This is a genomic window from Pseudomonas lactis (genome assembly GCF_001439845.1).
GTDB lineage: Bacteria > Pseudomonadota > Gammaproteobacteria > Pseudomonadales > Pseudomonadaceae > Aquipseudomonas > Aquipseudomonas lactis.
On sequence record NZ_JYLO01000003.1, the window covers coordinates 298122 to 317944 of the forward strand.

The 19823-nt window shown below is 62.0% G+C and carries 15 protein-coding genes; 6 read left to right on the plus strand and 9 right to left on the minus strand.

What is annotated here, in order from left to right; all coding sequences use genetic code 11:
- Nucleotides 1-78 precede the first annotated feature (78 nt).
- From treS to TX24_RS06375, 3 genes are read left to right on the plus strand one after another with little or no spacing between them, the layout of a single operon-like run.
- Complete coding sequence (gene treS, locus TX24_RS06365; RefSeq protein ID WP_003190985.1) at nucleotides 79-3426, plus strand: maltose alpha-D-glucosyltransferase; 3348 nt, start codon at nucleotides 79-81, stop codon at nucleotides 3424-3426.
- The gene (gene glgB / locus TX24_RS06370) at nucleotides 3423-5669 is read left to right on the plus strand and encodes a 1,4-alpha-glucan branching protein GlgB (protein WP_057709925.1); all 2247 of its coding nucleotides are present in this window, start codon (nucleotides 3423-3425) and stop codon (nucleotides 5667-5669) included. The genes treS and glgB overlap by 4 nt, the downstream gene beginning before the upstream one ends.
- Before the next feature lie 42 nt (nucleotides 5670-5711).
- Nucleotides 5712-6872 carry a GGDEF domain-containing protein gene (locus tag TX24_RS06375; protein ID WP_032901616.1) on the plus strand — a complete coding sequence of 387 codons (1161 nt, stop codon included), beginning with the start codon at nucleotides 5712-5714 and terminating at the stop codon, nucleotides 6870-6872.
- On the opposite strand, the gene TX24_RS06380 is transcribed toward TX24_RS06375, so the two are convergent.
- The 6 genes from TX24_RS06380 to TX24_RS06405 all read right to left on the minus strand — a co-directional run bounded on the left by TX24_RS06380 (nucleotide 6851) and on the right by TX24_RS06405 (nucleotide 14826).
- Nucleotides 6851-9055, minus strand: coding sequence for a GAF domain-containing protein (locus TX24_RS06380; RefSeq protein WP_057709926.1), 2205 nt, complete (start codon nucleotides 9053-9055; stop codon nucleotides 6851-6853). The genes TX24_RS06375 and TX24_RS06380 overlap by 22 nt on opposite strands.
- Before the next feature lie 173 nt (nucleotides 9056-9228).
- Nucleotides 9229-10080: a CAP domain-containing protein gene (locus tag TX24_RS06385; RefSeq protein WP_003190992.1), complete on the minus strand. Its 852-nt coding sequence runs from the start codon at nucleotides 10078-10080 to the stop codon at nucleotides 9229-9231.
- Nucleotides 10081-10162: 82 nt separating this feature from the next.
- Entirely contained in the window at nucleotides 10163-11488 is a 1326-nt protein-coding gene (locus TX24_RS06390; protein ID WP_003190993.1) for an MFS transporter, read from the minus strand.
- Nucleotides 11489-11544: 56 nt separating this feature from the next.
- Nucleotides 11545-12738 carry an L-2-hydroxyglutarate oxidase gene (gene lhgO, locus TX24_RS06395; RefSeq protein ID WP_003190995.1) on the minus strand — a complete coding sequence of 398 codons (1194 nt, stop codon included), beginning with the start codon at nucleotides 12736-12738 and terminating at the stop codon, nucleotides 11545-11547.
- Between the two features lie 106 nt (nucleotides 12739-12844).
- Nucleotides 12845-13555 (minus strand): FadR/GntR family transcriptional regulator, encoded by a 711-nt coding sequence (locus tag TX24_RS06400; protein ID WP_003190996.1) that lies wholly within the window; start codon nucleotides 13553-13555, stop codon nucleotides 12845-12847.
- Nucleotides 13556-13593: 38 nt separating this feature from the next.
- Nucleotides 13594-14826, minus strand: a complete 1233-nt coding sequence (locus TX24_RS06405) for an MFS transporter (RefSeq protein ID WP_057709927.1) — start codon at nucleotides 14824-14826, stop codon at nucleotides 13594-13596.
- 113 nt (nucleotides 14827-14939) lie between these two features.
- Between TX24_RS06405 and TX24_RS06410 the strand changes: the two genes are divergently transcribed.
- A complete protein-coding gene (locus TX24_RS06410; RefSeq protein ID WP_057709928.1) occupies nucleotides 14940-15824 on the plus strand; it encodes a LysR family transcriptional regulator in 885 nt (294 codons plus the stop codon).
- Between the two features lie 56 nt (nucleotides 15825-15880).
- Nucleotides 15881-16558 carry a GNAT family N-acetyltransferase gene (locus TX24_RS06415; protein ID WP_057709929.1) on the plus strand — a complete coding sequence of 226 codons (678 nt, stop codon included), beginning with the start codon at nucleotides 15881-15883 and terminating at the stop codon, nucleotides 16556-16558.
- Here the strand turns inward: TX24_RS06415 and TX24_RS06420 are convergent.
- Nucleotides 16548-17150: a TetR/AcrR family transcriptional regulator gene (locus tag TX24_RS06420; RefSeq protein ID WP_034135514.1), complete on the minus strand. Its 603-nt coding sequence runs from the start codon at nucleotides 17148-17150 to the stop codon at nucleotides 16548-16550. The genes TX24_RS06415 and TX24_RS06420 overlap by 11 nt on opposite strands.
- Nucleotides 17151-17222: 72 nt before the next feature.
- Between TX24_RS06420 and TX24_RS06425 the strand changes: the two genes are divergently transcribed.
- A complete protein-coding gene (locus TX24_RS06425) occupies nucleotides 17223-17822 on the plus strand; it encodes an NAD(P)H-dependent oxidoreductase (RefSeq protein WP_057709930.1) in 600 nt (199 codons plus the stop codon).
- 1 nt (nucleotide 17823) lies between these two features.
- On the opposite strand, the gene TX24_RS06430 is transcribed toward TX24_RS06425, so the two are convergent.
- Both TX24_RS06430 and TX24_RS06435 read right to left on the minus strand, forming a co-directional pair.
- A complete protein-coding gene (locus TX24_RS06430; RefSeq protein WP_003191004.1) occupies nucleotides 17824-18213 on the minus strand; it encodes a hypothetical protein in 390 nt (129 codons plus the stop codon).
- A gap of 128 nt (nucleotides 18214-18341) precedes the next feature.
- The gene (locus TX24_RS06435) at nucleotides 18342-19598 is read right to left on the minus strand and encodes a 3-phosphoshikimate 1-carboxyvinyltransferase (protein WP_003191005.1); all 1257 of its coding nucleotides are present in this window, start codon (nucleotides 19596-19598) and stop codon (nucleotides 18342-18344) included.
- Between the last annotated feature and the right edge of the window lie 225 nt (nucleotides 19599-19823).

A 19823-nucleotide genomic window follows, 5' to 3' on the forward strand; every position in this document is an offset into this window, starting at 1 on the left:
CGCGGAGCGTCCGGGGCTGCATTCCCACGCGGAGCGTGGGAACGATCCTCGAGAACTTTGTATTTTCAGGAGTTTGCAATGGCCAAGAAACCCAAGGCAGCCACCTTTATCAAAGACCCGCTCTGGTACAAAGACGCGGTGATCTACCAGGTTCACGTCAAATCCTATTTCGACTCCAACAACGACGGCATTGGCGACTTTGCCGGGCTGATCGCCAAACTTGACTACATCGCTGACCTGGGCGTGAACACCATCTGGCTGCTGCCGTTCTACCCCTCGCCGCGCCGTGATGACGGCTACGACATTGCCGAATACCGCGGCGTGCACAGCGACTACGGGACGATGGCCGACGCCAAGCGCTTTATTGCCCAGGCCCACCAACGCGGGCTGCGGGTGATCACTGAACTGGTGATCAACCACACCTCCGACCAGCACCCCTGGTTCCAGCGTGCGCGCAAGGCCAAACCAGGCTCGGCGGCACGGGACTTCTACGTGTGGTCGGACGATGACCAGAAATACGACGGCACACGCATTATTTTCCTCGACACCGAAAAGTCCAACTGGACCTGGGACCCGGTGGCCGGCCAGTACTTCTGGCACCGCTTTTACTCGCACCAACCGGACCTCAACTTCGATAACCCGCAGGTCATGAAAGCGGTGCTGTCGGTGATGCGCTATTGGCTCGACCTGGGCATCGACGGCCTGCGCCTGGACGCCATCCCCTACCTGATCGAACGGGACGGCACCAACAACGAAAACCTGGCCGAAACCCACGACGTCCTCAAGCAGATCCGCGCCGAGATCGATGCCCATTACCCCGACCGCATGCTGCTGGCCGAAGCCAACCAATGGCCGGAAGACACGCAGCTGTACTTTGGCGACAGAAAGGGCGACGACGGCGATGAATGCCACATGGCGTTTCACTTCCCGCTGATGCCGCGCATGTACATGGCGTTGGCCCAGGAAGATCGCTTCCCCATCACCGACATTCTGCGCCAGACCCCGGAGATTCCCGCCAACTGCCAGTGGGCAATTTTCCTGCGCAACCATGATGAGCTGACCCTGGAAATGGTCACCGACAAAGAGCGCGACTACCTGTGGAACTACTACGCCGCAGACCGCCGCGCCCGTATCAACCTGGGCATTCGGCGACGCCTGGCGCCGCTGGTGGAGCGCGATCGTCGGCGGGTGGAATTGCTCAACAGCCTGTTGCTGTCGATGCCGGGCACGCCGACCTTGTACTACGGCGATGAAATCGGCATGGGCGACAACATCTACCTGGGCGACCGTGACGGCGTGCGCACGCCGATGCAATGGTCCATCGACCGCAATGGCGGGTTTTCCCGTGCCGACCCGGCCAGCCTGGTACTGCCGCCGATCATGGACCCGCAATACGGCTACCAGTCGGTCAACGTCGAGACCCAGGCCCAAGACCCGCATTCATTGCTCAACTGGACCCGGCGCATGCTCGCAGTGCGCAAGCAGTCCAAGGCGTTTGGTCGTGGCAGCTTGAAAATGCTCTCGCCGACTAACCGGCGCATCCTGGCTTACACCCGTGAATACACCGGTGAAGACGGCCACACCGAGATCATCCTGTGCGTGGCCAACGTGTCGCGCAGCGCCCAGGCGGCAGAGCTGGACCTGTCGGCCTTTGCCGGCATGGTGCCGGTGGAGATGCTTGGCGGTAATGCCTTCCCGCCAATCGGCCAGCTGAATTTCCTGCTGACCCTGGCGCCCTATGGTTTCTATTGGTTCGTGCTGGCAGCGGAAAACCAGATGCCCAGCTGGCATGTGGAACCGGCGCAAAGCATGCCCGACTTCACCACTTTGGTACTGAAAAAACGCATGGAAGAGCTACTCGAAGAACCTTGCCGCACCAGCCTGGAACATACGTCACTGCCCGCCTGGCTGCCCAAGCGGCGCTGGTTTGCCGGCAAAGATACGGCAATCGACACGGTGCACATCGCATATGGCGTGCGTTTTGGCGACCCGCAGCATCCGGTGTTGCTCAGTGAGATCGAAGTGACCAGTGCCGGCCAGGTCAGCCGCTACCAACTGCCCTTGGGCTTCCTTGGCGAAGACCAGTTCACCAGCGCCTTGCCCCAGCAATTGGCGTTGGCCCGAGTGCGACGCACCCGCCAGGTAGGTTTGGTGACCGATGCCTTCAGCCTTGAGCATTTTATCCTTGAGGTGATCCAGGCCATGCAGGCCGGCACCGTGCTCAATACCCCTGACGGCGATCTGCGATTCGAGGCCACTCAACACTTGGCCGCATTGCAACTGACCCGTGAATCGCCGGTGCGTTACTTGTCCGCCGAGCAGTCCAACAGCTCGGTGGTGGTCGGTGAGAGTCTGGTGCTCAAGCTGATTCGCAAAGTCAGCGCCGGCGTGCACCCGGAGCTGGAAATGAGTGCGTACCTGACCGCCGCTGGCTACCCGAACATCTCGCCGCTGCTGGGCTTTATGAGCCGCCAGGACGGGCAGGGACAGGACAACTTGCTGATGATTGCCCAGGGTTACTTGAGCAATCAGGGCGATGCCTGGAGCTGGACCCAGAACAACCTGGAGCGGGCGATCCGCGATGAGCTGGCCGACGCGATCTCTGAACAGGAACAGCATTACAACGCCCTCGGGGAACTGGCAGATTTTGCCGGTTTGCTCGGTCAGCGCCTGGGTGAAATGCACCTGGTGCTGGGTGCGCCAACGGCCGACAAGGCCTTCAAACCCGAACCCACCACAATCAAAGACACCCAAGCCTGGGCCAAGGATGTCGGCGCCCAGATCGACCGTGCCTTGCAGTTGCTCAAGCTTAATCAAAGCCAGTTGAACCCCGCCGACCAGGCGTTGGTCAGTGAATTACTGGCGCAGAAAAAAGCCATCGCGGCGCATGTCCAGGCGTTGGCCAAAGCCACGGCGGGCGGATTGCGCATTCGCGTCCACGGTGACTTGCACCTGGGCCAGGTATTGGTGGTCAAGGGCGATGCCTACTTGATCGACTTCGAGGGCGAACCGGCGCGACCGCTGCATGAGCGGCGCGGCAAACACAGCCCTTATAAAGATGTGAGCGGTGTGCTGCGTTCCTTTGATTATGCCGCGGCCATGGCGCTGAATGTACAAGGGGTGGATCACACGCCAGAAGCGAACGCTGCGCGCAAACGCGTGACCGACCGCTACCTGAATGAAGCCCGCGTAGCATTTACCCAGGCTTACCAGGCCGCTGCGTCTACACTGGCGCATGACTGGCAGGATGCCAACGGCCAAGACGCAGCGCTGACCTTGTTCAGCCTGGAAAAGGCCGCGTACGAAGTGGCCTACGAAGCAGAAAACCGCCCGACCTGGCTGCCGGTGCCCCTGCAAGGGCTGCACGGCTTGCTGAGCGGGCTGACACCTATATCTAAACCTGTACGCGGTGGGGAGACGTCATGAGTTTTACACAGAGAGAACCGCTGCAGCCCAAGTTGACTGCATTGCCGGCGTCCAAGGACGTCGATGCGCTGGTGCGCGCCGAGCACCCCGATCCGTTTTCGATCCTGGGGCCCCATGATGACGAGCAGGGCGGCCAGTTTATCCGCGCATTCCTGCCAGAGGCCCTGAGTGTTCAGGTGCTGGCGCGTGACACAGGCGAGCCGTTTGGCAGCCTCGATGCCACCCAGGTGCCAGGCCTGTTTATTGGGCACTTCAGCACTCGCCAGCCCTACCTGCTGAAAATCCAGTGGGCCGGCGGTGAGCAGATCACCGAAGACCCTTACAGCTTCAGCCAATTGCTGCTGGGGGAGATGGACCTGTACCTGTTTGCCGAAGGCAATCATCGTGACCTGGGCAACTGCCTGGGGGCGCAGGTGGTCAGCGTCGATGGCGTGCAAGGCGTGCGCTTTGCCGTCTGGGCGCCGAACGCACGGCGGGTTTCGGTGGTGGGCGACTTCAATATCTGGGACGGGCGCCGTCATCCGATGCGCCTGCGCCATCCCTCGGGCGTGTGGGAAATCTTCATCCCGCGCCTGCAGCCGGGCGCGGCTTATAAGTACGAAATTCTCGGCGCCCACGGCATTTTGCCGCTCAAGGCCGACCCCGTGGCGCTGGCCACCCAACTGCCGCCGGACACCGCCTCGAAAGTTGCTGCACCTTTGCAAGTGGATTGGCAGGACCATGAGTGGATGCAATCGCGGGGAGACAAGCAGAAAGCCACCGCGCCGTTGTCGATCTACGAGCTGCATGTGGGGTCCTGGCAGTGCGAGCTGGACGAGGCCGGTGAAGTGGCTCGGCAATATGGCTGGCGCGAATTGGCCGAGCGGCTGATTCCTTACGTTCAACAATTGGGCTTCACCCATATCGAACTGATGCCGATCATGGAGCACCCCTTTGGTGGCTCGTGGGGTTATCAAGCGTTATCCCAGTTTGCCCCCAGCGCGCGCTTTGGCTCGCCGGAAGACTTCGCCTGGTTCGTCAATGCCTGCCATCAGGCCGATATCGGCGTGATCCTTGATTGGGTGCCAGCGCATTTCCCCACCGATACCCACGGCCTGGCGCAATTTGACGGTACCGCGCTGTACGAATACGCCAACCCCCTGGAAGGCTTTCACCAGGACTGGGACACGCTGATCTACAACCTGGGCCGCACCGAGGTCCACGGTTTCATGCTCGCGTCGGCTTTGCATTGGCTCAAGCATTTCCATGTGGACGGCCTGCGCGTGGACGCCGTGGCCTCCATGCTGTATCGCGATTATTCGCGCAAGGCCGGTGAATGGGTGCCCAACCGTCATGGCGGCCGCGAGAACCTGGAAGCCATCGACTTCTTGCGGCACCTGAACGACGTGGTTGCCCTTGAAGCGCCGGGCGCGTTGGTAATTGCCGAGGAGTCCACGGCCTGGCCCGGCGTCAGCCAGCCGACCCAACAGGGTGGCCTGGGCTTCAACTACAAATGGAACATGGGCTGGATGCACGACTCCCTGCATTACATTCAGCAAGACCCGGTGTACCGCGCCCATCATCACAACGAGCTGAGTTTCGGGTTGGTGTATGCCTGGTCCGAGCGCTTCATCCTGCCGATTTCCCATGATGAGGTGGTACACGGCAAGCACTCGCTGATCGACAAGATGCCCGGCGACCGCTGGCAGAAATTTGCCAACCTGCGCGCCTATCTCAGTTTTATGTGGATGCACCCCGGCAAGAAGCTGCTGTTCATGGGCTGCGAATTTGGCCAATGGCGCGAGTGGAACCACGACCAGCAACTGGATTGGTATTTGCTGCAGTACCCCGAGCACCGTGGCGTGCAGAAGCTGGTGGGCGACCTGAACCGCCTGTACCGCGAAGAACCGGCGTTGCACGAACAGGACGATGCGCCCCAGGGCTTCCAATGGCTGATCGGTGATGACGCGATCAACAGCGTCTATGCCTGGCTGCGCTGGAGCAAAGATGGCAAGCCGGTGTTGGTGGTTGCCAACTTCACCCCGGTGCCCCGTGAAGGCTACGCAGTCGGTGTGCCGTTTGGCGGGCGCTGGAGTGAGGTGATCAACAGTGATGCCGATACCTACGCCGGCTCCAATTACGGCAATGGCGGCGCGGTGTTTACCCAGGATGAGCCGCGCCATGGGCAGCCGGTGTCGCTGTCTTTGAACCTGCCGCCCCTGGGCGTGCTGATTTTGCGACCTCAAGAGCCTGAAACGCTCTAGCGCGGCGTATGCCGCTGTTCGGCTTGCTGGCAAGGTGCCACAATGGCGCCTTTGCCGTCGCCGGTCAAACAGGCCAACCCCATGAATAACCTTGGGCAAGATCAGGGTCACCTCATCGAAGAGCAGGTGCGAACCGACCGTTTGCACCAGCTGTTTCGTCAATCATTCTCGGCGATCTTCGGCAGCTACCTGGGCGCCGTCATGCTCTGCTGGCTGTGCTGGGATCGGTTCGATCATCAGGTCATCCTGGTGTGGTTGGTACTGTTGGCGGGCTCGTCATTGGTGCGCCTGCATCTGTTCGTGCAATGGTTTCGCTGCCCTGACGCGGCGCGCACGCCCGCCCGTTGGGAACGCCGCTACTGGGTCACGCTGATGCTGTCGGCGGGTATCTGGGGCGGCGGGGCGCTGGCGGTGATGCCGGTCGATGACCGCTTATCCCAGGTGCTGGTGATGCTGTTTACCGTGGGCATGTCGGTCAGCGCGGTGTCCTGTTATTCAGCCTATCGCTACATGACGCTGGGCTCGATGGCGCTGGTGTTGCTTCCCTGTACGGTATGGATGCTGTTTCAGCCTTCGCCGATGCAGGTCGGCGTGGCGTTGGCGGTGCTGGTGTTTGCTTCGTTTGTGGCCGGTGCCACGCGCAAACTCTCCGATGCCCTGGAAAAAGCCTTTCGCCTGACGAGGCAAATGGAACGCGCTCATCATATTTCCACCCGCGCCGCTCAGACCGATGAACTGACCGGGCTGATGAACCGTCGGGCGTTCTACGAACAGGCTCAGTTGCTGTATGCCCAGTGCCTTCGCGAGCAGCAACCGCTGTGTGCGTTGATGATGGACATGGACCACTTCAAAGCCATCAATGACACCTACGGCCACCAAGCCGGTGACCAGGTGTTGCGCCAGATTGGCGCGGTGATCAGCGCATCCTTTCGCCAGACCGATATCTACGGTCGCCTGGGAGGCGAGGAGTTTGCGGTGTTGCTGCCCAATACCTCATTGGAGACCGCACGCAGCATTGCCGAGCAGTTGCTCCAGACGATTTATCACTTGCCCGCCGACCCGGTACAAGGGGTGAGCGCAAGCTTGGGCGTGGCATCGACCCACGCTCAGCCTCTGGATTTGAACGGCTTGATGAACAGCGCCGACAAGGCCCTGTACCAGGCCAAGGCATCGGGCCGCAATCAGGTGGCGGTTGTCGACTGATCCTTGCTCATCGCCTTTGCCAGCACTCGCGCAACCTGGTCGGCGGAGTAGGGCTTGGCGAGGAACTCAAAGCCTTCATAGCCGCTGTCCGCCAGTTCCTCGCTGTAGCCGGAGACGAGTACCACGGGCAGGTCCGGGCGGCGCTGGCGCAGTAGCTTGGCCATGGCCACGCCGGTCATGCCGGGCATCACCACGTCGGAGAAAATCGCATCGAACCCCTGGACGTCTGTGCCGGCGAGGTTCAGCGCCTGTTCGGCATTGGTCGCCCACGTGGTCTGGTAACCCAGGTCCTTGAGGATCTGGCTGGCGAAGCGTCCTACCTCAAGGTTGTCCTCGACGATCAGCACGTGCTGATGAGCAGCCTCTTGCGGCGCTGGCAAGTCTGTATGCGGGTCTTGATCCGGCGCCGCTTCGCCTTCGACCTGCGGCAGGTACAAGGTAAACACCGTACCCTGGCCAAGGGTGCTGGCCACATCGATATTGCCGCCTGACTGCTTGGCAAAGCCGAATACCTGCGACAGGCCAAGGCCCGTGCCTTTGCCCACGGCCTTGGTGGTGAAGAACGGCTCGAAGATGCGTTCGAAGGTATCGCTGGGAATCCCGGTGCCGGTATCGGCCAGAGAAATGGCGATGTAGGGCATGCACGACTCGGCATCCCCGCGAATACGTGGCAGCGTTTGCTCGCTGGCGACTTTGAGGGTCAGGGTACCCTGGCCGTCCATCGCATCGCGGGCGTTGAGGGCGATGTTGATCAGCGCGGTTTCGAACTGGCTTGGGTCGATGCGTGCATAGCAGGGCCGATCGGGCAATTGCACCTGCACATGAATGCGTGCGCCGGTGACGCTTTCGAGCATCTCGCCGATGTTCTGCACGCGCTGGCCGACATCGAACACCTGCGGGTTCAATGGTTGGCGACGGGCAAAAGCGAGCAGTTGGCTGGTGAGCTTGCTGGCCCGCTCCACCGTGTCGGATACCGCGCACATATAACGTTGCCGACGCTCTTCGGACAGGCCCGGTTGGCGCAGGAAATCCACGGATGAGCGGATAATGGTCAGCAGGTTATTGAAGTCATGGGCGACGCCACCGGTCAGTTGGCCGATGGCCTCAAGTTTTTGTGACTGGCGCAGTGCAGCTTCGGCTTCGGCCAGCGCACGGGTACGCTCATTCACGCGCTGCTCCAGGCTGGCATTGAGTTCCGCATAGGCGGCCAGGCCCTTACGCACGGCGGCGTCGGCACGCACGCGCTCGATATGCGCCCATGAACGTTCGGTGACTTCGCCCAACAGCGCGATGTCGTAGGACGACCAAAAACGCGGCACTTTGTCGTGTACGGCCATCAGTGCGGTGAGCCGCCCGTCTTTGATCAAGGGCATGCAAATGGTGGCCGTCACACCGAGTGCCTGGAAGCTCGCGGCGTCATGGGGCGGCAGCTCGATCAGATTATTGCGTATCACCAGTGGCTCGCCGGCACGCAGGCAGTTGACCGCGCATTCGCCAAACGCCGCCAGGCTGTAATGGCCGATGATGCTCGGCGAGCCTTGCGCCGACCAGTCGCCTCGAATGGTAAAGCCATCTTCATCCTCGTCCATGTCGGCGTAGGCACAGATGGACACCTGCAGATGTTCGGCCAGCAGGCGAGTCGTAGACGTCAGGATGGTTTCGGCGTCGGTAGCGTTGGTCACGCTATTGCTAATGGCGTCCAGCACTTCAAGACGACGGGCGAGGAACACCGTGGCAGTGGTTTCGGTCACCGTGTCGAGCAAACCGACCACTACACCTTGGGCATTGCGAATCGGGCTGTAGCAGAAGGTGAAATAGGCTTGTTCCGGCGCTTCGTTGCGTTGGATCAACAGCGGGAAGTTTTCGATATAGGTGGCGTGCCCATCGAACGCGGCGTCGGCGATAGGGCTGATATCGTCCCACACCTCGTGCCAGATCTCGTTGAACGGGCGGCCCAAGGCGTCGGGTTTGCTACCCAGGATCGGCGTGAACGCGTCGTTGTAGAGGGTAATCAACTGAGGCCCCCAGACGATGGCCTGGGGGAAACTCGACGCGAAGCACAGCGCAACGGTTGTCTTCAACACATCGGGCCAGTGTTCAAGTGGCCCCAGGGGCGTATTGGCCCAATCATGCTGACGAACCCGCTCTGCCATTTCGCTGCTGCCTTGCAGCCAATTCATCATTGGGTTCACACCTTGCTTGCCACGTATTGTTTAGCTTTGAAGAGCCCGACCGACTAGCAACAGACCGGAATGACCGCATTCAGTTCAGCGCGATTATCTCCCTGATAGCACTTTGATTTCATTGTCTATTTGCACGCCGTCATTGTTGGCCGGGTTGGGCCGGCGCCCAACCTTCATTGCGTACCGAATAACCCCGTCCAATAGATGCCCGCGTCACTCTTGGGGTCCATCGCGTAGGCGGCACCCAAGTCGCGAAATTGCGGGTTCATCAGGGTGGCGCAGTGGCCGGGGCTGGCGAGCCAACCGTCGACGACCTTGCGCGGCGTGTCGAGGCCGGCGGCGATGGTTTCGCCGATGTTCTTCGCGATATACCCGGCCAGTTCGGCGCGGTCACCGGGCGTACGCCCGTCGTGGTCCAGGTGGTCGAAGAAGTTGCCGTTGGCCATGTTGCGCGTGTGGCTGTTGGCCGCGCTGGCCAGCGTGTCGTTCCACGACAGCGGTGTGGTCGCGGTGAACGCCTGGGTGCCGCACTGGCGTGGCTCGGCACGCGCGGTGTTGATCAAGTCGAGCAGTTTTCTGCCTTCGGTTTGCCAATCGCCCAGGCCACTGGTAACCAGCGGGCGAGCCAGCACGATGCGCCAGTCCTGGCCGCTGTTGCTGACGCCGATATCGACAAATTGCGGATCGAGCACTACGCGGCAGAAGCTCTCGCGTACCGCTTTCATCGCGGCCTCGGCATCTTTGGGCCCGGACAGGCTGATAGCCTGCACATTCACCATGGGGTACGCAGCGCGCGCCAGCGACTGCTGCAAATCGCCGACATTGGACGCCGGCAATACCAGCCGTGTGTCGCTGGTCAGCGGCGGCAGCTCCTGGGAACCCTGGTCACCGCAGCGTTGCACCTGGCTGCGGTATTGGTTGATCTGTTGGACTAACTGACTTTCTTCATTCGCCATCGCGCTGGCGCAGAACACCGTAGTGGCGGCCAGCGTCGTAAGACCCATCATCAATGACAGAACGCGCATGGACGTTACCCTTGAGCTTGAAAGTGCCCATGATGCGCGATCCAGGTGCATCCATGCACCCGTTGGTCCGAACTTTTTTTGCTCAGTTCTTGAATGTCGAGTGTTTCGCGCCCTGATCGCAGAGGGCAAACACCACCACCAACAACGCAGAAATCGCGAGGATCACCACCACGCCATCGGTGGAGTGGGTGGCCGAGGCCGCTACCATCGACAGCGCGCCCAGCGGTGCCAGGCCACCGGCAATGGCGGTGCCGATCTCCCGCCCGGTGCCAAAGCCCGATGAGCGCGTTTGCGTCGGGAACTGCCGGCTCAGGAACGAACCCTGGGGGGCGAACATCATCGGCGCGAGGATTCCGGTGCCCACCCCGATGGCGAGGTAAATCATCAGGCTTTCACCACTGTTGAGCAGGGCCAGGAACGGGTAGGCGAACAACAGCGAGCATAGCCCGCCGAGCATCAACACGGTCTTGCTGCTCCACTTGTCACACAGCCAGCCGAAGCAGGGCACGGCGACGATGGCCACCAGGCTGGCGATGGTCACCGACAGCGAGGTGACATGCACGTCCACGCCTTTGAATTGGGTCAGGTACGCCAGGGAGAAGGTCTTGAAGATGTAGCTCAGGGCGTTGTAGCCAATCGCGACAAAAAACACCACGGCGAGGCCCTTGAGGTCGTTCTTGAACAAGGCTTTGAGGGGCGATGGCTTGGCCTTGGCTTTTTCCTTGCTCAGCTCCTCGAACTGCGGGGTTTCCGGAATGCTGTTGCGCACCCACAGGCCGACGCCCACCAGCACGATGCTGCAGATAAACGGAATACGCCAGCCGCCGGCCAGCAGGAACTCGTTGCCGTTGATGGTCAGCAGGTAGATGGTCAGTGAGGACAGCAACAGGCCCAGGTTCAGTCCCAATGCCGGCCAGGCGCCCTGGCTGCCACGCTTGCCTTGGGAGGCGTGTTCGTAGGAGGTGACCGCCGCCCCCGACAGCTCGGCACCCGCGCCCAGGCCCTGGATGATGCGGATAAACACCAGCAGGATCGGGGCCCAGATGCCGATGGAGGCGTAGCTGGGGATCAAGCCGATCAAGGTGGTGCACACGCCCATCAGGCAGAAGGTCAGCACCAACACTTGCTTGCGCCCGAACTTGTCGCCCAGGTAGCCAAACAGGATGCCGCCGAAGGGGCGGGCGATAAAGCCTATGGCAAAGGTCGAAAAGGCCATTAGCGTGGCAGTCTTCGGGTCGCTGTTATCGAAGAAGATCTTCGAAAACACAATCGCCGCCATGGTGGCGTACAGGTAAAAGTCGTACCACTCCAGCATCGAGCCGAAGATGGTGGCGGCGGCGACTTTGCGTAGGCGCTTGCGGGTTTGTTCGGGCGTTTCGGTACCGGGGATGGAGGCGGATGCCGACATGCTGGATTTCCTTCTGGGTCTTTGTAGTTATTGTTGGGTGAACGGGCGGTGCGGTCTTACTGGGGGTGGAACAGGCGGTCGGCGATCATCGCGCCGATGGGCATGGCTGAGGTGGCGGCCGGCGAGGGCGCATTGCACACATGCAGCATTCGTGAGGTTTGGGCGAACAGAAAGTCGTGCACCAGGCTGCCGTCACGCATCACCGCCTGGGCACGGATACCGGCCTCGTAGGGCAGCAGGTCATCGAGGGTCAGGGACGGGCAGTACTTGCGGCACTGCTCCAGGTAGCCGGACTTGAACAACGAGTTCTTCATCTCGGTGGTGCCGGAACCGAGGTTTTGCCACAGGGTTTTCCAGAATCCCGGGAAGCTGGCGTACTGCGCCACGTCGCGCCAGTTCACCGAAAACTTGCGGTAGTTCTCGCGGCCCAGGCCCAGCACAGCATTGGGGCCGACGGTGACGCTGCCGTCGATCATGCGGGTCAGGTGCACGCCGAGGAAGGGCAGCTGCGGGTCGGGAATCGGGTAGATCAGATGGTTGACGATGTTGCTCTTGGCGGAGGGCAGGCGGAAGTATTCGCCACGAAACGGGATGATCTGATGGTCGATGCGGATGCCGGCCAGGCGCGCCAGGCGGTCTGACTGCAAGCCGGCGCACACCACCAGGTGGCGGGCCTGCCAGGTCTCGCCCTCGGTGTTGACGGTGACCGTATCGGTGTCTTCGTGGATGGCGGTGACGGTGCGTTCCAGGCAGATCTGCCCACCGTGGCGACGAATCACCTGGGCCATGGTCTCGCACACCTGGCGGTAATCGACAATCCCGGTGGCATCGAGAAACAAGCCGCCGAGGCCGACGATGTTCGGTTCACGCTGGCGCAGTTGTTCGGCATTCAAGCGCTCGACCTGCATGCCATTGAGCTGGGCGCGGGCGTACAGCGCTTCCATGCGTTGCATTTCCAGGGGGCTTGAAGCCACCAGCAGCTTGCCGCACACCTCGAATTTGATCCCGTGTTCACGGCAGAACTGCTTGGTGGCTTCGGCGCCGCGCTTGCACAAATCGGCTTTGAGGCTACCGGGCGCGTAGTAGATGCCGGCATGGATCACGCCGCTGTTGTGGCCGGTCTGGTGCTTGGCCAGCACCGACTCTTTTTCGAGAATCACCAGCGACGCGCCAGGTTGGCGCTTGAGCAGCTCCATGGCGGTGGCCAGGCCGACGATGCCGCCGCCGATAATGCAAAAGTCATGAATCATTGCAGGGGTACCTAGGCTGTACATTTCAGTCTGCTTATCAGGTTGTCAGACTAATGTTTTTGTTAAAAAAATGGCGTGTCCAAGGACACGCTTCACACAGGTTGCATCAGTTCGTGGTCGGCAATTCCAGTTGCAGGCGCTGCGCTGCGGCACGCAGGTGCGCCTCGGCACTGGCAGCAGCGCGCTGGGCGTCGCCGTCGGCGATGGCCTGGTAGAGCTGTTGATGTTCTTCGGTTGCATCGGCCGAGCCGGTGGCAAAGCGCGACGCCGAGTTCTCCCACGCGGTTTTACGCGCACTGGCCAACTGGCTCCTGAGGAAGTCATGGAAGGCCACGAAGTAGTCATTCTTGCTGGCGTCGGCAATGGCGCGGTGGAATTCCACATCGGCCAGGGCTGCGGCTTCAAAGTCGTCGCGGTTGTCCTGCATGGCCTGCAACGCGCTTTTCATGCGCTGCAGGTCGGCGCTGTCGCGGCGCTGGGCGGCAATCGAAGCGGCCTGGGTTTCGATCCACAGGCGCACTTCGAACATCTGCGCCAGGTCAGGTCGTCGCCCGTTGGGCTGCGGAAACCGAAACACCGTGCCCGCAGGGGTCTGCGAAATAAACGAACCCAGACCACGGCGAGCGGTGAGCACACCGTCGGCCTTGAGCTGGGCAATGGCTTCACGCACCACGGAGCGGCTGACGTTGAGCTGTTCGGCCAATTGCTGTTCGGTCGGCAGGCGCGACTCCGGGGCCAGTTGGCCGGATTCGATTTCTGCGCGAATGGCGCTGACAACCCGCACGACAAGCGAATCGGGGCGCTGGAGCTCAAGCATGGGAAAACCTTGGTGATCAGGTTGTCAGACAATAGTCGTTACGATTTTAGCTTGTCAATATTTGTCTGCTTCGCGCTGCTCGGCCTTTGCGCACGTTTCCAGGCGATCAGTGCGGCTATCAGCAGCAAACCTGCTGCCATGGCGAAGGTGGCGTGCAAACCGGCAGCCACCGCCTGGGGCGCGGCGTGGCTGACATCCGGGGTGGCGCGGGCGAACACCGCGCCGAGGGCCGATGCGCCGAAAATCAGGCCCAGGTTGCGCGACAGATTCAGCAGGCCGGACACCGTGCCTCGGCGTGTCGCCTGTACATCGCTCATCACCGCCGTGTTGTTGGCCGCCTGGAACAGGCTGTAGCCGGCCGTCAACACAATCAGCGCCGCGAGATAAACGCCAAGCCCGGACGCCTGCGACAGCAACAAGGCCCCGCACAGCATCACGCCCAATCCCATGAGCGTCAGGCGCTGGCTGCCGAGGCGATCAGTCAGGTAACCCGCCGGTACACCGGTCACCGCCGCGACCGCGGGCCCCACGGCCATGGCCAAGCCCATCCAGGCGGGATCGAGGCCCAGGCCACGGGACAGGTAGAACGGGCCTACCACAAACGTGGCCATGATCACTGCCGACACCAGGGCACTCATGGCCAAGCCGGCGCGCAACGGCGCATCGCGCAGGGGCGCCCAGAATGTATCGCCTGGCCAAGCGTCGCGGCGGTCAGCATCCACCGGCAAATAACGGTAGGCGAGGGCGGCAGCCACACCCGCCAAGGGCAGGCCGATCAGAAACAGCGCGCGCCAACTCCACAGGCTGAGCAATACCCCGCCGACACTCGGCCCCATGGCCGTGCCGAGTGCCGACATGGTGCCGAGCAAGCCCATGACTCGGCCGGTATTTGCTTTCGTGACGGTGTCACCCACCATGCCCAGGGTCATCGCCATCATGATCGCCGCGCCCAGGCCCTGGAATGCCCGTGCGCCGATCAGCCAGGACAGGGTTGGCGCGGCGGCACACCCGGCGCAGGCCAGGGCAAACACCAGCAACCCGGCCAGCAGCAAGCGCCGGCGCCCCAGACGGTCGCCCAGGCGCCCCGCGCTGACAATCACGGCGGTGATGGCCAGCAGGTAGGCCAGCACCACCCACTGCACGGCATGAAACGATGCCCCGAAGGCGTGCGCCAGGCTGGGCAGGCCGACATTGGCAATGCTGGTGCCCAGGGCGGCCAGCAACATGGACAGCGACAAGGCGACCAGGCCGCCGCGTGTGGAAGTTTGCATGCGCGTTTCCTTGAGTGAATGCACCTGTCACAAATCTACGGCGTCGCCTAACATGGCGGAAGACGCATGGGTTGCAGGTTATAGCTGCGTCCAACGCCTGATAAGGAGCCCACATGCCCGACCTCAATTTACTCATCACCCTGGACGTGCTGCTTGCCGAAGGCAGCGTCGCTCGCGCCGCCCAGCGCTTGCGCCTGAGCCCTTCGGCCATGAGCCGGGCCTTGGCGCGTTTGCGCGCGGCCACGGGCGATCCGTTGCTGGTGCGTGCGGGGCGCGGCCTGGTGCCGACGCCCCGGGCGTTGCAACTGCGCGAGCAGGTCAGCCAATTGGTGCAGGACGCCCACGCCGTATTGCGCCCCGCGCACACCCTGGATTTGGGTGAAGTGGTACGCACCTTCACCTTGCGCACCAGTGAGGAGTTCGTCGAACGCTTCGGCCCTGCATTGCTCGCGCGTATCGCCCAGGACGCCCCAGGGGTGCGCTTGCGTTTCGTGCACAAGAGCGACAAGCACAGTGCGTTGCTGCGCGACGGTGGTGTCGACCTGGAAACCGGTGTGGTCGATGTCGGCGCCAGCCCCGAGGTGCTGACCCAGGCGCTGTTTCGTGACCGCCTGGTGGGCGTGGTGCGCGCGAGCCATCCTCTGAGTCGCGGCCCTTTGAGCGCAGCGCGTTTCGCCCAGGGACAACACGTCTATGTGTCGCGGCGCGGGCAGGACCGTGGCCAGATCGACGATGCCCTTGAGGTGCAAGGTCTGGTTCGGCAGGTCAGCATCGTGGTCGCCGGTTTCAACACGGCCATCGCCCTGGCGCGGGGCACCGACCTGATCGCCAGCGTGCCTGAGCGCTATATCAGCGTGCCGCCTCGAGGCTTGCACTGCTTTGAGCTGCCGGTGACGTTGCCGCCGTTTACCGTGGCGATGCTGTGGCACCCGCGACAGGACGCCGACCTGGCCCATCGCTGGCTGCGCACCTGTTTGCGCGAGGTGTGCGGGCCATGAGCGGCCCGCAACAGGTACAATCGCCGCTGCCTTGACGCGAAACCCCAGGAATTTGCATGTTCAGCCTTACCCGCTACACCACACCGTGCCCCGAACCGATCAACAGCCAGATCCTGCAGATGGTGGTAGACAACCTCACCGACATCAGCAGCGTGGCGCTGGCACCGAGCAACCTGCTCTACAACATCTACCAGTACGCCATCGGGTTTGAGGTACACCTGTACCTTGAGGCGTTGAATGGCGAAAAGGGCGTTGCGGTGGAGTTGGTCGTGGCGATGGAAGACGACGCAGTGGTGGGCTTTTGCCTGTATCTGCCGGTGAAGGATGATCCGCACGCCTGTGGCATCGCGTTTATGGCGGTGCAGGCCGGCTTTCGTCGCCAGGGTGTGGCGCGCAGCATGCTGGACGAGGTGTTGGCGCGTTATCCCCACGCCGAACTGGCCTGTGCGGTAGAGAAGGTTGCGGTGTTCGAAGCCTTGGGGTTCCAGGTGCGCGGTGCGCGTGGCACCCAGGTTGTGATGAACACCCGCAACTACGGCACCGATGGGCGGATGGGGGTTTTGGATGTGGCCTCGATCTACAGTTCGCTGGAAGTGCGGCAGATCCACACCTACCTGCTGCAAAAACACGGCAAGCGCGCCATGGTCGACGCAGAGAAACAGCGCGATCGGCACCTGGACCAGTTGACGCGCAAGGCGCAACTGTTCGTCCAGGGCCGTCTGCCTACGGCCTGACGCGCCTGACCATCCCGAGGATAGTCTCCAGCAGCTCCTGCTGAGCTTCCTCGCGGCTGATCTCGCCATTGGCCGCCGCGTGGGACAGCGCTTCCGCCGCGCCGAGCATGGCGCGCAGGCCGGCCTGGGAAATGCTGCCGCCGTGGGTGAAGGGCGACAGCGCGTCCCGGCACTTATCGAGGAAGATCGCCTCGTATTCACGCTTGGACGCTTCCAACTCCGGCGAACCGCTCAAGGCGGCAACCACGCCTGGAATTTCCCGACCTTGCAACAGCACACAGTCGACATACGACGAGGCGATGACCCACGCGCGGTCCTCAAGGGTCGCGTTGCTGGTGGCGATGGCATTGGCAAATACCTGGTCCTGGCGCGCGTCGAAGTCTGCATACAGCGCGGCCAGCAACCCCGCACGCGTCGCGAAGTGGTCGTACACCACCGGCTTGGTGACGCCCGCCAACTCGGCCAAGCGGCCCAGGGTCAGGGCGTCGGTGCCTTCGTCACGCACCAATTGCCAGGCCACGTCGAGTAACTGACGCAGGCGATCTTCACGGGACAAACGACGACGTGGGGCAGGGGATTCACTGCTTGACATGCTTATATACCAAAAGTAACTTATTCGACGTAACTTACTAAAAGTAGATTAAGCCGAAACGGAGTCAAAGTCATGCACGCATTGATCGTTGTTGCTCATCACGACCCGCAATCCCTCACTCATAGTGTGGCCGCCGAGGTGGGAGCGGGCTTGAGCGCCTCTGGCCACACCTTCGAAATAGCCGACCTTGCCGCTGAAGGGTTCGACCCACGCTACAGCGCCGCCGACCATCGGGTGCACCGTACACGCGCCACGCCGCCAGCCGACGTGTTGGCCGAACAGGCCCGCATAGACCGCGCCGACGCGCTGGTGCTGGCGTTCCCTATTTACTGGTGGTCGATGCCGGCGTTGCTCAAGGGCTGGGTCGACCGCGTATTCGTCAATGGCTGGGCGATTGATTACGGCCCCGATACACCGGTGCAGAAGAAACTAAGGCATGTGCAGGTGCATCTGCTGGCCCTGGGTGGGGCCGATGAAAGTGCCTTTGAGCGACACGGTTATGCCAAGGCCATGAACACCCAGATCGACTACGGCATCTTTGATTATTGCGGGGCGCAGGTACTCACCTCCGAGCTGTTGCTGGACTCGGAAAGTGGCACCGCCCAGGTGCATTTGCACAAGGCCCGAGCTGTGGGGCAGGGGTTGTTCGAGCGAGAGGCAGTGGCGGGATAACTCAGACGTCGCGAAACAGGTCGTGGGCGTCCAGCAAGCGGTAGGCAATCTCTGGGTTTTTCTCCAGGCCACGGCGAATGGAAGCGGGGATCGACTGGCGGGTCTTGCGACACATGCCCGGCAGTTCGTCGATGACGATCTGGATCCCGCGCATGCTCTTGACCTCGGTATGCCCGGGCGCGATATGCACACGGATGCCCAGTTGCTCGTACATCCGCTGTTGCAGGTGTTCGAGGTCTTGCAGGCTCTTGAGGTTTTCCAGGCGCGCCAGCAGGATTTTTTCCTGCTGGCGCGTCAGTTGCAGAATGCGCAGGTCAGCGCCGGGCGCTTGCAGCAGTTGTTCACGGTTGCAGACACAGGCGCCAGGTGGGCAGGGTTGGCGAAGGGTCATTGACGCTCCCGGCAGAGTTGTAGGAGCGAGCTTGATCGCGAAAAACGTCAACGATAACGCGTGTTTCCTGAAGAAACGCGGAACCTGTGCGTTTTTCGCGAGCAAGCTCGCTCCTACAGGTTTGTGTGTCAGTCGTTTAGGTGAACGCCCAGGCTGGCCAGGGCTTTCCAGTAGTCAGGGTAGGTCTTGGCCACGCAGTCCGGGTCTTGAATGCGAATGCCCGAGACTTTAAGCCCGGCGAGGGCAAAGCACATGGCGATGCGATGGTCGGCGTGGGTGTCGATCAGTGCGGTGCAGGCGGTGCCAGCCAAAGCGGGGTCGCTCGCTACCAGCAGATCATCGCCCTCGATGGTCGCCAGGCCCGGGCGAATTTCGTTGAGGCCATCGTACAGGGCCTGCACGCGGTCACATTCCTTGACGCGCAGGTTCGCCAGTTCGGTAAAACGCACCGGCGTGTTGTTGAACGCGGCGAGCACCGCCAGGGTCGGGATCGCATCCTGCATTTGCGAGCCTACCACCGTGGCCTGCATGTTCGGGAACTGCGCGATCACAGCCTGGGCCTTGGCGTCGGGCTGGGTGAAGTCCTGCGCGGCTACACCGATGTCGATACGGCCACCGGTCAGTACTTCTGCGGCCCACAGGTAAGTGGCGGCGGAAGCGTCGGGTTCGATCAGGTAGTCATGGGCGGTATAACCGGTGGGGGCCACGCGCCAGGTGGTGTCGTCCATGACGTCCACCTGGGCACCGAACGCACGCATGCAATCGAGGGTCAGGTCCACGTAGCCACGGGCGCCGATGTCCTTGCCGGTCAGTGCCACTTCAATCGGCGCTTCGCCGCACGCGGCCAGCATCAGCAGGGCCGATACGTACTGGCTGGACAAGCCACCGTCAATCTCAAAGCGCTTGGCCTTGACCTTGCCCACACCGTGTACCGTCACCGGTGGGCAGCCAGTGGGGCTGTCGACCTGGATGCCGTTCTGGCCCAGGGTAGCCAGTAGCGGGCCGATCGGGCGTTTTTGCATGTACTCGTCACCGTCCAGCACCACGGTGCCTTGCACGGTGGCGACGGCAGCCGTGAGAAAGCGCATGGCGGTGCCGGCGTTGCCGAGGAACAACGGTTGTGCCGGCAATTGCAGCGAGCCTTGGCTGGTGACGACAAAGGTGGTCTCGTCCGGCTCGTCGATGGTGACGCCCATCTGCCGCAGGGCTACCGACATATGGCGCGTGTCATCGCTTTTGAGCGCACCGCTCAAACGGCTGGTGCCCTTGGCCAGTGCCGCCAGCAACAGCGCACGGTTGGTAATGGATTTGGAGCCGGGGGGCGCGACCTTGCCAGTGAGGGGGAAGTTGGGCGGTGTAACGGTCACGGTTTTCTGCGAACTCAAGGTACAAGGCTCCTGGTCAAGGCGAGGTGGCGTGGAGTGGCCGACGTGCGGACCCGAATCATCAGGCAAACACGCCATGCTTGTCGAGTGAGCGGGTGATTTGCGTGCCCAAATGTGTGAGGGACTTGCCCTAACTGTAGGAGCGAGCTTGCTCGCGAAAAACGTCAACGATAAAGCGTGCTTCCTGAATGAACGCGGCGCCGGTAAGTTTTTCGCGAGCAAGCT

What these genes read in the sequence shown, in the direction of transcription:
- TX24_RS06420 (WP_034135514.1), bottom strand. Translation starts at nt 17,150, where the DNA reads ATGTCAAGCAGTGAATCCCCTGCCCCACGTCGTCGTTTGTCCCGTGAA.
- glgB (WP_057709925.1), top strand. Translation starts at nt 3,423, where the DNA reads ATGAGTTTTACACAGAGAGAACCGCTGCAGCCCAAGTTGACTGCATTG.
- TX24_RS06425 (WP_057709930.1), top strand. Translation starts at nt 17,223, where the DNA reads ATGCACGCATTGATCGTTGTTGCTCATCACGACCCGCAATCCCTCACT.
- TX24_RS06390 (WP_003190993.1), bottom strand. Translation starts at nt 11,488, where the DNA reads ATGTCGGCATCCGCCTCCATCCCCGGTACCGAAACGCCCGAACAAACC.
- TX24_RS06410 (WP_057709928.1), top strand. Translation starts at nt 14,940, where the DNA reads ATGCCCGACCTCAATTTACTCATCACCCTGGACGTGCTGCTTGCCGAA.
- TX24_RS06380 (WP_057709926.1), bottom strand. Translation starts at nt 9,055, where the DNA reads ATGATGAATTGGCTGCAAGGCAGCAGCGAAATGGCAGAGCGGGTTCGT.
- TX24_RS06430 (WP_003191004.1), bottom strand. Translation starts at nt 18,213, where the DNA reads ATGACCCTTCGCCAACCCTGCCCACCTGGCGCCTGTGTCTGCAACCGT.
- TX24_RS06385 (WP_003190992.1), bottom strand. Translation starts at nt 10,080, where the DNA reads ATGCGCGTTCTGTCATTGATGATGGGTCTTACGACGCTGGCCGCCACT.
- TX24_RS06400 (WP_003190996.1), bottom strand. Translation starts at nt 13,555, where the DNA reads ATGCTTGAGCTCCAGCGCCCCGATTCGCTTGTCGTGCGGGTTGTCAGC.
- treS (WP_003190985.1), top strand. Translation starts at nt 79, where the DNA reads ATGGCCAAGAAACCCAAGGCAGCCACCTTTATCAAAGACCCGCTCTGG.
- TX24_RS06405 (WP_057709927.1), bottom strand. Translation starts at nt 14,826, where the DNA reads ATGCAAACTTCCACACGCGGCGGCCTGGTCGCCTTGTCGCTGTCCATG.
- TX24_RS06415 (WP_057709929.1), top strand. Translation starts at nt 15,881, where the DNA reads ATGTTCAGCCTTACCCGCTACACCACACCGTGCCCCGAACCGATCAAC.
- TX24_RS06375 (WP_032901616.1), top strand. Translation starts at nt 5,712, where the DNA reads ATGGCGCCTTTGCCGTCGCCGGTCAAACAGGCCAACCCCATGAATAAC.
- lhgO (WP_003190995.1), bottom strand. Translation starts at nt 12,738, where the DNA reads ATGATTCATGACTTTTGCATTATCGGCGGCGGCATCGTCGGCCTGGCC.